The following is a 13194-nucleotide window of genomic DNA, read 5'->3' on the forward strand; positions in this document are numbered from 1 at the left end:
CGGTTATATCCGAATTATTAAAATTAAAATGAACGATAAAATTGATTTGATTGACAACATTATGAATCATATCTATACAAGGCTCTCCCAGGCTGCTTCAGACGATATCATTTTAAGGCTTTTAGAAAATGGTGTCATTACAAAAAGTGAAGCAAAATTGATGGTGAGTGTCATGGATCGTTCTGTATTATATATTGATTTGCCTGAACGAGACGAATTAAGAGCAAGAATGATGAAAGCCATGCTTACGTCACTTAAATTTAAGTAAAGCGGGTGAGAAGCGTGATATGTCAAGAGTGTAAAGAAAGACCAGCAACTTTTCACTTTACGAAAGTCATTAATGGCGAAAAAAAAGAAATGCATATCTGTGAACAATGTGCGAAAGAAAACAGTGAGTCATATTCTATGAATGAAAGTGGCGGATTTTCCATCCATAATTTGTTATCCGGACTGCTGAATTTTGACTCGTCTTTTACTAACAGCAGCGAGGCTCAGCTTTTTCAACAGCCGGACCAGGTTCTGAGATGCAAAAAATGCAATATGACATTCCCGGAATTTCGAAAAACAGGCCGATTTGGATGTTCGGAATGTTATAAAACCTTCCATTCCTATATCACTCCGGTTTTAAGGAAAGTTCACAGCGGGAACACGGTCCATGCCGGTAAAATACCAAAGCGGATCGGCGGTAACCTGCATGTAAGAAGACAAATTGAAGCATTGAAAAAAGAGCTGAAAGAATTAATTCAGCAGGAGGAATTTGAAAAAGCAGCCAACATTAGAGACCAGATCAGGTCGCTTGAACAAAACCTGAATGCAAACAAGGAGGAGGAGGACTGATGTCACTGCAGCATTTTATTCAGAATGCTTTAAGCAATTGGATGCGGCAGGAAGGCCCTGAAAGTGACATCGTGCTTAGCAGCCGGATCCGTCTTGCTCGCAACTTGGATAAAGTTCGTTTTCCAACGCTTTTTTCAAACGAAGAGGCTTCAGCGATTATTACATTGTTTGAAGAACAATTCACAGGCTATGAAGTGCCAGGTATTGGGAAATTCGAGCTTGTGAAAATGGATCAGGTGCAGCCTTTGGAAAAAAGGGTTCTTGTAGAAAAACATCTGATCAGTCCGCATTTGACGGAAGCTTCCTTTGGCGCATGCCTTCTTTCTGAAAATGAAGAAGTGAGTATTATGCTGAATGAGGAAGATCATATTCGCATTCAATGTCTGTTCCCGGGATTTCAGCTTTCAGAAGCATTAAAAGCAGCAAATCAGGTGGACGATTGGATTGAAGAACGGATTGACTATGCTTTTTCAGAACAAAGAGGCTACTTAACCAGCTGTCCTACAAATGTCGGAACCGGGCTTAGAGCTTCTGTCATGATGCACCTTCCTGCTTTAGTGTTAACTAGGCAAATAAACAGAATTATTCCGGCAATTAATCAATTGGGGCTTGTTGTTAGAGGAATTTACGGTGAAGGCAGCGAAGCATTAGGGAATATCTTTCAAATTTCCAACCAAATTACCCTCGGTAAATCGGAACACGACATTGTCGAAGATCTGAACAGCGTCGTTGCTCAGTTGATCGAACAAGAGCGTTCAGCAAGAAAGGCGCTTTATCAGACTTCGCAAATCGAGCTTGAAGACCGCGTCTACAGATCTTACGGCGTACTGTCCAATTGCCGGATGATCGAATCGAAAGAAACAGCAAGATGTCTTTCAGACGTTCGTCTTGGAATTGACCTGGGGATAATAAAAGGTCTTTCCAGCAATATACTTAATGAGCTGATGATCCTCACGCAGCCTGGATTTCTCCAGCAATATTCAGGAGGAGTCTTAAGGCCAAACGAGAGGGACATCAGGCGGGCTGCTCTTATCAGGGAGCGTCTGAAATTAGAAAACAACGGCAATAGACAGGAGGATGAAACGATATGATGTTTGGAAGATTCACAGAAAGAGCACAAAAAGTATTGGCGCTTGCTCAAGAAGAAGCTCTGCGTCTGGGCCATAATAACATTGGAACAGAACATATTCTCCTCGGCCTTGTCCGCGAGGGAGAAGGGATTGCTGCAAAGGCGCTGCAGGCATTGGGACTCAGCCCTGACAAGATTCAAAAAGAAGTTGAAAGCCTCATTGGCCGAGGGCAAGAGATGTCACAATCGATCCATTACACACCGAGAGCCAAAAAAGTGACTGAACTGGCAATGGATGAAGCAAGAAAGCTTGGTCACTCCTACGTTGGAACTGAACACATTCTCCTCGGCTTAATCCGAGAAGGGGAAGGTGTTGCGGCAAGGGTGCTGAATAATTTAGGCGTCAGCTTAAACAAAGCGAGACAGCAAGTATTGCAGCTGTTGGGCAGCAATGAGAGCGGTGGCGCTGCTTCAGGCGCCAACAGCAATGCCAACACACCAACCTTAGACAGTCTTGCCAGGGATCTCACGGCGATTGCAAAAGAAGACAGCCTTGACCCCGTAATCGGCAGAAGCAAAGAAATTCAGCGCGTAATTGAAGTGCTGAGCCGCAGAACGAAAAACAACCCTGTGTTAATCGGGGAGCCCGGTGTCGGTAAGACAGCGATTGCCGAAGGCCTCGCCCAGCAGATCATCAATAATGAAGTACCGGAGATTCTCCGCGACAAGCGCGTCATGACGCTTGATATGGGAACGGTTGTCGCCGGTACGAAATACCGCGGTGAATTTGAAGACCGCCTGAAAAAAGTGATGGACGAAATTCGTCAAGCGGGAAATATCATCCTCTTTATCGATGAGCTGCATACTCTCATCGGAGCCGGGGGAGCGGAAGGGGCCATCGATGCCTCCAATATCCTTAAACCGTCTCTGGCGCGCGGAGAGCTGCAATGCATCGGAGCGACAACCCTTGATGAATACCGCAAATACATTGAAAAAGATGCTGCACTCGAACGGCGTTTTCAGCCGATTCAGGTTGACCAGCCGTCTCCTGAAGAGAGCATTCAAATATTGAGAGGTCTCAGAGACCGCTATGAAGCCCACCACCGCGTATCGATTACGGATGAAGCGATTGAAGCGGCTGTGAAGCTGTCAGACCGGTATATTTCGGACCGTTTTCTGCCTGACAAGGCGATCGACTTAATCGATGAAGCCGGTTCAAAGGTTCGCCTGCGTTCATTTACAACGCCTCCGAACTTAAAAGAGCTTGAACAAAAGCTTGATGAAGTAAGGAAAGAAAAAGATGCCGCTGTCCAAAGCCAGGAATTCGAAAAAGCAGCGTCATTACGGGATACGGAGCAGCGCCTGCGCGAACAGGTCGAAGAAACCAAGAAAACCTGGAAAGAAAAGCAGGGACAGGAAAATTCAGAAGTGACCGTCGACGATATTGCAATGGTTGTTTCAAGCTGGACCGGAGTGCCGGTTTCGAAAATTGCGCAGACTGAAACAGACAAATTACTGAACATGGAGAGCATTCTTCATTCCCGCGTTATCGGCCAAGATGAGGCTGTCGTTGCGGTTGCCAAAGCAGTCAGACGCGCGCGTGCCGGCTTAAAAGATCCAAAACGTCCTATCGGTTCTTTTATTTTCCTCGGCCCTACAGGCGTAGGAAAAACGGAGCTTGCCCGTGCACTTGCCGAGTCCATTTTCGGCGATGAAGAAGCCATGATTCGCATCGATATGTCCGAGTATATGGAAAAACATTCAACATCAAGACTCGTCGGTTCCCCTCCGGGATATGTCGGCTATGATGAAGGCGGACAGCTCACTGAAAAAGTGAGAAGAAAACCGTATTCCGTCGTCTTGCTTGACGAAATCGAAAAAGCGCACCCTGATGTCTTCAATATTTTGCTGCAAGTGCTTGAAGACGGTCGCCTGACTGATTCAAAAGGGCGCACGGTCGACTTTAGAAATACGATTTTGATCATGACATCAAACGTCGGTGCGAGCGAACTGAGAAGAAATAAATACGTCGGGTTTAATGTGCAGGATGAAACCCAGAATTATAAAGATATGAAAGACAAAGTCATGGGCGAATTAAAACGCGCCTTCAGACCTGAATTTATCAACCGGATTGATGAGATTATCGTCTTCCACTCTTTGGAGAAAAAACATTTGAAAGATATTGTATCCCTCATGTCAGAACAATTAACTAAGCGTCTGAAAGAACAGGATCTGTCAATTGAGCTGACTGAAGCGGCTAAAGAAAAAATTGCCGATGAAGGCGTGGATCTCGAATACGGGGCGCGCCCTCTCAGAAGAGCAATCCAAAAACACGTGGAGGACCGGCTGTCTGAAGAGCTCCTGAAAGGCCATATTGAAAAAGGCCAGCATATTGTTTTGGATGTAGAAGGCGGAGAATTTGTCGTAAAAACCGAAGCTAAAACGAACTAATATAGAGACAAAAGAAAGAGGCATACGATGTTCATCAGTATGCCTCACTTTCTTATAAAGGGAGCGTTTTGAAAAATCAATGGCTAAAACAAAGACTAAATTCATTTGTCACTCATGCGGTTACGAATCCGCCAAGTGGATGGGGAAGTGCCCCGGATGCGGCACATGGAATACCATGGTGGAAGAAACGATAAAAAAACCCGCCGCCAACAGAAGAACCGCTTTTTCACATTCCGTTCAAACGGTGCAAAAGCCTTCACCTCTCACTTCAATCGAAACAACAGAAGAGCCGCGAATTAAAACGAAACTGGGCGAATTCAACCGCGTCTTGGGAAACGGTATTGTCAAAGGTTCACTCGTTTTAATCGGAGGCGATCCCGGCATCGGGAAATCAACCTTGCTGCTTCAAGTATCTGCCCAGCTCGCTGATTCAAAAGAAAATGTCCTGTACATCTCAGGTGAAGAATCTGTCAAGCAGACAAAGCTGAGAGCAGACCGTCTAGGCATCAACAGTCCCACTCTTCACGTTTTATCTGAAACCGATATGGAGTATATTACGTCTTCTATAGAAGAGATGAATCCATCATTCGTGGTGGTTGATTCGATTCAAACCGTTTACCAAAGTGATATTACATCTGCTCCAGGCAGCGTGTCCCAGGTCAGGGAATGCACCGCTGAGCTGATGAGAATTGCAAAAACAAAAGGGATTCCGATATTTATCGTCGGGCATGTCACAAAAGAAGGTTCGATTGCCGGACCGAGACTTCTGGAACATATGGTCGACACCGTCCTTTATTTTGAAGGTGAGCGGCATCATACATTTCGGATTTTAAGAGCCGTCAAAAACCGGTTTGGATCAACGAATGAAATGGGAATCTTTGAAATGAGGGAAGAGGGCCTGACAGAAGTGCTGAATCCGTCGGAGATCTTTCTCGAAGAGCGCTCGGCTGGAGCAGCCGGCTCGAGTGTCGTGGCTTCAATGGAAGGCACGAGGCCGGTCTTAGTAGAGATTCAGGCGCTGATTTCCCCGACGAGTTTTGGAAATCCGCGCAGGATGGCAACCGGAATTGATCATAACCGCGTCTCATTGCTGATGGCGGTTTTAGAAAAAAGGGTGGGGCTGCTGCTGCAAAATCAAGACGCCTATTTAAAAGTCGCCGGCGGCGTCAAGCTGGACGAGCCGGCGATCGACCTCGCCGTTGCGGTGAGCATCGCCTCAAGCTTCAGAGACACCCCGCCTCATCCGACGGATTGTTTTATCGGCGAAGTCGGCTTGACAGGGGAAGTCCGCAGAGTATCAAGGATAGAACAGAGGGTGCAGGAAGCGGCGAAGCTTGGTTTTAAAAGAATGATTATTCCTTCTGCAAATGTGGAAGGATGGACAAAGCCGAAAGGAATTGAAGTCGTCGGCGTTGAAAATGTAGCTGAGGCCCTTCGAGCTTCATTAGGAGGATCATAATATATGGAAAAAGACAAAAAAGGAGCGAAACAGGATCTTTCAGAAATATTGCAGTTTGTCGCCCCCGGCACACCTCTTCGCGAGGGAATCGAAAACGTCCTTCGGGCCAAAACAGGCGGATTAATCGTGGTCGGCTTCAATGATAAAGTGAAAGAAGTGGTTGACGGAGGGTTCCACATTAATTCTTCTTTCTCTCCGGCTCATCTGTACGAGCTGGCTAAAATGGACGGGGCGATTATTCTCAGCGATTCAGGGCAGAAAATTCTATATGCCAATACGCAGCTTATGCCTGAGGCGACGATACCATCCTCTGAGACGGGCATGAGGCACAGAACGGCCGAGCGTGTGGCCAAGCAGACCGGCTGTCTGATCATTGCAATTTCTGAAAGGCGGAATGTGATTACGCTCTATCAGGAAAATATGAAATATATACTCAAAGATATCGGCTTTATCTTAACAAAAGCCAATCAGGCGATTCAGACACTCGAAAAATACAAACTCATTTTGGACCATGCGATTTCCAATTTGAATGCGCTGGAGTTTGAAGAGCTTGTGACATTTGGGGATGTCATCTCTGTTCTGCATCGATATGAAATGGTGCTCAGAATCAAAAATGAAATTAATATGTATATTAAAGAGCTTGGAACAGAAGGCCATCTCATCAGGCTCCAGGTTAGTGAACTGATCACTGATATGGAGCAGGAAGCGGCGCTGTTCGTTAAAGATTATGTGAAAGAAAAAATCAAAGACCCGTTTGTCTTGCTGAAGCAGCTACAGGATATGTCGAGTTTCGAATTGCTGGATGACTCGATTCTCCTTAAGCTTTTAGGCTATTCAGCAACTACGAATATGGAGGAATACGTTTTCCCGAGAGGCTACAGGCTCCTTCACAAAATCCCCCGTCTCCCGATGCCGATCGTAGAAAATGTTGTCGAAGCATTCGGCCATTTAAAGCTCATTATCGAAGCGGATGTAAAAGAATTGGATGAAGTGGAAGGAATTGGGGCGGTCCGTGCCCAAAAGATAAAGAAAGGGTTAAAGAGACTTCAGGAGAAACATTATACTGACAGGCAGCTGTGAGAAAAATTTCTAAAAGTGATTAAAATTTGCAATTTATGGGTATATTATTCTTACTTTTTGTTTTCCCTTTTTCCGGTTGAAACAGCTGCATTCATAAAAATTAAAACGATTATTTTAAAGGAGGTGAAGGTATGTTGAAACGAATAGTTCAAGCGTTCTTTGCGATTTTGGGAGGCGTTATCGGTATTTTTCTCATACCGGAATTGTTTGTGCTGTTAAATGTACAGGACATACCTTTAGTAACAAACCCGTATGCGTCCGCTTGTTTAGGAGCTATCATCTTTTTTCTTCTGGGCATCTGGTGTGCGGATCATGTCATCAACTGGGTGAAACAAATTGAGGATTCCTTGATCAAAGCACCTGTCTCAGATTTATTGTTCGGCTCTTTGGGATTAATCTTCGGACTTATGCTCGCTTATCTTATCGTCAATGTCATTCCGTTAAAAGACATCCCTTATCAGTTGATCAGCACGGTCATTCCGATTGTGTTGGCCGCATTTCTCGGCTATCTCGGATTCCGTGTAGGTTTCAAGAAAAAGGATGAAATGCTGACACTTTTCACATCGAGAAAGAAAAAAGGTTCTGCTGAGGAAGAGCGTCCTGAAGAAGACAAAAAGCTGAAAATTTTAGACACAAGTGTTATTATAGATGGGAGAATTGCTGATATTTGTCAGACCGGATTTCTTGAAGGCGTCATTGTGATTCCTCAGTTTGTGCTTGAGGAGCTGCAGCATATCGCCGACTCTTCAGACGTCCTCAAACGAAACAGAGGACGGAGAGGACTGGATATTTTAAATCGGATCCAGAAAGAGCTCGATATCAAAGTTGAAATTTATGAAGGCGATTTTGAAGATATTCAAGAGGTCGACAGCAAGCTTGTCAAACTGGCGAAATTGACCTCAGGCGTTGTCGTTACCAACGATTTCAATTTGAACAAAGTATGCGAGCTCCAAAAGGTTGCCGTATTGAACATCAACGACCTTGCCAACGCCGTCAAACCTGTCGTGCTTCCGGGAGAAGAAATGAAGGTGCAGGTCATCAAAGACGGGAAAGAACATAATCAGGGCGTGGCTTATCTGGACGACGGCACGATGATTGTTGTGGAAGAAGGACGAAATTATATCGGCAAACATATCGACGTGCTCGTGACCAGCGTGCTGCAGACAGCGGCTGGCAGAATGATATTCGCCAAGCCAAAACTGCTGGAAAAGGCGCTTTGAAAAAGGGAGAAATAAAATGAATTACGAAGTCGTCATTCCTGCCGCCGGACAAGGTAAACGAATGAATGCCGGGAAAAACAAACTGTTTATCGAGGCGAAAGGAATACCTGTGATTATTCATACATTAAAGGTGTTTGAAAACCATGATGCCTGCAAAAGGATCATTCTTGTCATCAATGAACAGGAATTCGGTGAATTCAGCACCCTTTTAAAAACCTATCATTTTACAACGCCGATCGAGATGGTTCCGGGCGGAAGAGAACGCCAGCAAAGCGTATTTGCGGGTATTAAAGCGGCCGGCAAAGAGGAAACGGTCCTCGTCCATGACGGAGCAAGACCCTTTATTAAACGGGAATATATCGAACAGCTTGTCGAGAAAGCGAAGGAAACAGGGGCTGCTATCGTTGCCGTACCTGTTAAAGACACGATCAAACGCGTTCAAGACGGTGAAGTAGCCGGAACGATTGAACGTTCAAGCTTGTGGGCCGCTCAAACCCCACAAGCTTTTCGTCTTTCTATTCTGATGAATGCTCACCTTGAGGCTGAAACAAAAGGTTTCCTCGGTACGGACGACGCCAGTCTGGTCGAGGAAGCCGGAGGTACGGTTGCAATCATTCAAGGGGATTATCAAAACATCAAACTGACGACCCCGGATGACTTGCTTGTCGCAGAAGCGATATTAGAAGCGGAAAAGAGGAATGAACATGTTTAGAATAGGCCAAGGATTTGACGTCCATCAACTAGTGGAAGGCAGGCCGCTCATTATCGGGGGAATTACGATTCCTTACGAAAAAGGCCTGCTCGGACATTCGGATGCCGATGTGCTTTTGCACACGATTGCGGATGCGTGTCTCGGCGCCGTCGGCGAGGGCGATATCGGAAAACACTTTCCGGATACCGACCCTGAGTTCAAAGATGCCGACTCCTTCAAACTCCTTCGTCACGTCTGGATGATTGTGAAGGAAAAAGGCTATACGCTCGGGAACCTGGATTGTACAATCATCGCCCAAAAGCCTAAAATGGCGCCGTATATCGAAGACATGAGAGCCAGAATTGCCGAAGGGCTTGAGGCGGAAATGTCCCAAATTAACGTAAAAGCGACCACAACCGAAAAGCTTGGATTTACGGGAAGAGCCGAAGGAATCGCCGCTCAGGCTTCCGTTCTGCTCCAAAAGGTATAATTCATTTTGAAGACAGGTTCATTTGATGATAGAATAGGAAATAAATTTGAACTCTGTTAGAGACGAAAGGAAGTTAGACAGATGGGAAACGAAGTTCGGGTTCGTTATGCGCCGAGCCCAACAGGCCATTTACATATCGGAAATGCCAGAACCGCTCTCTTTAATTATTTGTTTGCCCGGAGCCAAGGCGGAAAATTCATCATCCGCATTGAAGATACGGACCGGAAGCGTAACATTGAAGGCGGAGAGCAAAGCCAGCTGAACTATTTAAAATGGCTGGGCATCGACTGGGATGAAAGCGTGGATGTCGGCGGAGAATACGGACCATACCGCCAATCCGAAAGAAACGACATTTACAAAACATATTACGAGGAGCTTCTTGAAAAAGGGCTTGCCTACAAATGTTACTGCACGGAAGAAGAGCTTGAGAAAGAGCGAGAGGAACAGGCTGCCCGCGGAGAAATGCCGCGCTACTCAGGCAAGTGCCGCAATTTAACTAAAGAAGAGCAGGAAAAGCTCGAAGCTGAAGGAAGACAGCCGAGCATCCGCTTTAAAGTCCCTCAAGGAGAAGTCATCAGCTTCAATGACATCGTCAAAGGAGAAATTTCTTTTGAAACAGACGGCATCGGCGACTTCGTTATCGTGAAGAAAGACGGAACGCCTACTTACAACTTTGCCGTAGCTGTCGATGACTATTTAATGAAAATGACGCATGTCCTGCGCGGCGAAGACCACATTTCCAATACGCCGAAGCAGATCATGATTTACAACGCCCTTGGCTGGGACATCCCGGCATTTGGACATATGACATTAATCGTCAATGAAAACCGTAAAAAACTGAGCAAACGGGATGAGTCCATCATTCAGTTTATCGAACAGTACGAAGAGCTCGGCTATTTGCCGGAAGCATTGTTTAACTTCATCACTCTTCTCGGCTGGTCGCCGGTCGGAGAAGAAGAACTGTTTACAAAAGAACAGTTTATTGAGATATTTGATGTACACCGTTTGTCAAAATCACCAGCGGTGTTTGATACGCATAAACTGAAATGGGTCAACAACCAGTATGTGAAAAAACTTGATCTTGATCAGGTGATCGAATTGACCGTTCCGCATTTGCAAAAAGCGGGCAAGGTTTCAGAAGAGCTAACTGGCAGCGAACAGGAATGGGTTCGCAAGCTGATTTCTCTATATCAGGAACAGTTGAGCTACGGCGCTGAAATCGTCGAGTTAACAGAGTTGTTCTTTAAAGACGATATCCAGTATAATCGTGAAGCAAGAACAGTTTTAGAAGAAGAGCAGGTTCCGGAAGTGCTTCGTGTATTTGCCGAAACGCTTGAGCAGCTTGACTCGTTTACGGCAGATGAGATCAAGGCATCCATCAAAGCCGTTCAAAAAGAAACAGGACATAAAGGGAAAAAGCTGTTTATGCCGATCCGCGTAGCGACGACAGGCCAGACCCACGGTCCTGAACTGCCTCAGTCCATTGAATTATTGGGGAAAGACACCGTTTTAAAACGGCTGAATAACATTATTCAATAAGATAAATCGTTGACAGGGATAAGTATAAAGCCAGGGCCTTTAAAGAGAGAGTCTTCATCGGCTGGAAAAGACTTAAGCGCCGGGCTTTAGAAATGCACCTCTTGAGACCTTTGAAGAACGTTTTTACACAAGTATTCAAAGGCGGTATCCGCCGTTATGGATGAGAGTTGAGAAAACAGCTGTGCTGTTTTCTAAACAGAGTGGAACCGCGCGTCAAAAAGCGTCTCTGTCATTAGACAGAGGCGTTTTTTTATATGGTTTGACAATAGATAGAGACAAAGGAAGCGGGGAACGGGGGGAATCATGTGTTCTTTAAAATGCTGAAAGAAGATGTAGATGTCGTATTTGATCAAGATCCAGCTGCGAGAAGCTACATTGAAGTCATCTTAACTTATTCAGGTTTGCATGCTATATGGGCGCATCGAATTGCACATGCTTTATATAAAAGAAAAAGGTTTTTCATCGCCAGAACGATCTCTCAAATCGCCCGCTTCTTTACAGGAATCGAAATTCACCCGGGTGCCAAGATCGGCAGGAGGTTTTTCATCGATCACGGCATGGGGGTTGTGATCGGCGAAACCTGTGAGATCGGAAACAATGTCACGGTTTTTCAGGGCGTAACGCTAGGAGGAACTGGAAAAGAAAAAGGCAAAAGGCATCCGACAATCGAGGACCATGCCCTGATCTCAACAGGGGCAAAAGTGCTTGGGTCCATTACAATCGGAAGAGGGGCGAAAATCGGCGCCGGCTCCGTCGTCCTGCATGATGTGCCTGAATGTTCCACCGTTGTCGGCATCCCGGGCCGCGTCGTCGTACAAAACGGAAAGAAAATCAGACGCGACTTGAACCACCAGGACTTGCCGGATCCGGTGGCTGACCGCTTCAGAGAATTGGAAAACGAAATCAGGCAGCTGAAACAAGAGCTCCGGAGAAAAGAAAGGGAAGATGAGCTGTGACACTAAAACTGTATAATACTCTCACACGAAAAAAAGAGCCGTTTGTGCCTCTTGAAGAAGGCAAGGTCAAAATGTATGTGTGCGGGCCGACCGTATATAACTACATCCACATCGGAAACGCGAGGCCGGCGATCGTCTATGACACGGTCAGAAAGTATTTGGAGTATAAAGGCTATGACGTCCAATACGTCTCCAATTTTACAGATGTCGATGACAAATTAATTAAAGCGGCAAATGAGCTTGGAGAGGAAGTGCCGGTCATCGCCGAACGCTTTATTAAGGCGTACTTCGAAGATGTCGGTTCACTGGGCTGCACAAAAGCGGACTGCCATCCGCGCGTCACTGAAAACATGGATGAAATCATCGATTTTATTCGAACGCTGATCGATAAGGGCTATGCTTATGAGGCAGACGGGGATGTTTATTATAAAACAAGATCGTTTGAAGGCTATGGAAAGCTGTCGCATCAATCAGTCGATGAGCTGAGATCAGGCGCCCGGATTCAAGTGGGCGAGAAAAAAGAAGATGCGCTCGATTTCGCATTATGGAAAGCGGCGAAAGATAACGAAATCTCCTGGGATAGCCCTTGGGGAAAAGGCCGTCCCGGCTGGCATATCGAGTGCTCTGCGATGGCGAAAAAATATTTGGGCGATTCGATCGACATTCACGCCGGCGGCCAGGATTTGACCTTCCCGCATCACGAAAACGAAATTGCCCAATCGGAAGCATTGACAGGGAAGCCTTTCGCGAAATATTGGCTTCATAACGGCTACATTAATATCGATAATGAGAAAATGTCAAAATCGCTCGGTAACTTTGTGCTTGTGCATGACATTATTAAAGAGCATGATCCCCAAGTGCTGCGGTTTTTCATGCTGTCTGTTCATTACAGACATCCGATCAACTATTCGGCCGAACTTCTTGAGAACACAAAAAATGCTTTTGGGCGTCTAAAAACAGCTTATAGCAATTTGCAGCATCGCCTGAAAAGCAGTACAAATTTAACAGAGGGCGATTCAGAATGGCTCGGAAAAATTGAAGAGCAGCGAAAAGCCTTTGAAACGGCAATGGATGATGATTTTAATACAGCGAATGCAATTTCCGTCCTGTTTGATCTGGCCAAACACGCCAACTACTATCTGCAGGAAAAGAATACTTCAGAACATGTCATTCAGGCGTTTCTACAGCTGTTTGACGAGATCTGCTCAGTGCTCGGCTTCTCCCTCAAGGAACAGGAACTTTTGGATAAGGACATTGAAGAACTGATCGAGAAGCGGAATGAAGCCCGCAGAAACCGTGACTTCGCAACATCTGACCAGATTCGCGACCAGCTGAAAAGCATGAACATTATCCTGGAGGACACTCCACAGGGTACGCGCTGGAAAAGAGGAGAATCGTAAAC

The 13194-nt window shown here is 45.7% G+C and carries 12 protein-coding genes and 1 other annotated feature (1 of these 13 only partly in view); all 12 genes read left to right on the forward strand.

Going from position 1 to position 13194, the window contains the following annotated elements; genetic code table 11:
• Window positions 1-268, forward strand: partial view of a CtsR family transcriptional regulator gene (locus MKZ04_RS17580; RefSeq protein ID WP_020449835.1) — the 3' portion only. It extends 197 nt beyond the left edge of the window; 268 of the gene's 465 nt are visible here — the last part of the coding sequence; its start codon lies beyond the left edge, outside the window; its stop codon occupies window positions 266-268.
• A gap of 14 nt (window positions 269-282) precedes the next feature.
• Window positions 283-837 carry a UvrB/UvrC motif-containing protein gene (locus tag MKZ04_RS17585; protein ID WP_003178271.1) on the forward strand — a complete coding sequence of 185 codons (555 nt, stop codon included), beginning with the start codon at window positions 283-285 and terminating at the stop codon, window positions 835-837.
• Entirely contained in the window at window positions 837-1928 is a 1092-nt protein-coding gene (locus MKZ04_RS17590) for a protein arginine kinase (protein WP_023855926.1), read from the forward strand. Before MKZ04_RS17585 ends, MKZ04_RS17590 begins: the two co-directional genes overlap by 1 nt.
• Window positions 1925-4357 carry an ATP-dependent protease ATP-binding subunit ClpC gene (gene clpC / locus MKZ04_RS17595; RefSeq protein ID WP_020449838.1) on the forward strand — a complete coding sequence of 811 codons (2433 nt, stop codon included), beginning with the start codon at window positions 1925-1927 and terminating at the stop codon, window positions 4355-4357. The genes MKZ04_RS17590 and clpC overlap by 4 nt, the downstream gene beginning before the upstream one ends.
• A gap of 79 nt (window positions 4358-4436) precedes the next feature.
• On the forward strand, window positions 4437-5816 hold the full coding sequence (gene radA, locus MKZ04_RS17600; RefSeq protein WP_020449839.1) for a DNA repair protein RadA: 1380 nt from the start codon (window positions 4437-4439) through the stop codon (window positions 5814-5816).
• Between the two features lie 3 nt (window positions 5817-5819).
• The gene (disA, locus tag MKZ04_RS17605; RefSeq protein WP_020449840.1) at window positions 5820-6896 is read left to right on the forward strand and encodes a DNA integrity scanning diadenylate cyclase DisA; all 1077 of its coding nucleotides are present in this window, start codon (window positions 5820-5822) and stop codon (window positions 6894-6896) included.
• A gap of 131 nt (window positions 6897-7027) precedes the next feature.
• Window positions 7028-8116 (forward strand): PIN/TRAM domain-containing protein, encoded by a 1089-nt coding sequence (locus MKZ04_RS17610; RefSeq protein ID WP_009330350.1) that lies wholly within the window; start codon window positions 7028-7030, stop codon window positions 8114-8116.
• A 16-nt stretch (window positions 8117-8132) separates the two neighbouring features.
• Window positions 8133-8828, forward strand: a complete 696-nt coding sequence (gene ispD, locus MKZ04_RS17615) for a 2-C-methyl-D-erythritol 4-phosphate cytidylyltransferase (RefSeq protein WP_020449841.1) — start codon at window positions 8133-8135, stop codon at window positions 8826-8828.
• Window positions 8821-9297 carry a 2-C-methyl-D-erythritol 2,4-cyclodiphosphate synthase gene (gene ispF, locus MKZ04_RS17620; RefSeq protein WP_020449842.1) on the forward strand — a complete coding sequence of 159 codons (477 nt, stop codon included), beginning with the start codon at window positions 8821-8823 and terminating at the stop codon, window positions 9295-9297. The genes ispD and ispF overlap by 8 nt, the downstream gene beginning before the upstream one ends.
• Window positions 9298-9378: 81 nt before the next feature.
• Entirely contained in the window at window positions 9379-10836 is a 1458-nt protein-coding gene (gene gltX / locus MKZ04_RS17625) for a glutamate--tRNA ligase (RefSeq protein WP_020449843.1), read from the forward strand.
• Window positions 10837-11067 (forward strand) — a binding site (T-box leader). It begins immediately after the preceding gene.
• A gap of 74 nt (window positions 11068-11141) precedes the next feature.
• Complete coding sequence (cysE, locus tag MKZ04_RS17630; RefSeq protein ID WP_020449844.1) at window positions 11142-11792, forward strand: serine O-acetyltransferase; 651 nt, start codon at window positions 11142-11144, stop codon at window positions 11790-11792.
• Window positions 11789-13192, forward strand: coding sequence for a cysteine--tRNA ligase (gene cysS / locus MKZ04_RS17635; protein ID WP_020449845.1), 1404 nt, complete (start codon window positions 11789-11791; stop codon window positions 13190-13192). Before cysE ends, cysS begins: the two co-directional genes overlap by 4 nt.
• Window positions 13193-13194 lie beyond the last annotated feature (2 nt).

Source organism: Bacillus sp. FSL W7-1354 (assembly GCF_038002405.1).
Classification (GTDB): Bacteria; Bacillota; Bacilli; order Bacillales; family Bacillaceae; genus Bacillus; species Bacillus paralicheniformis.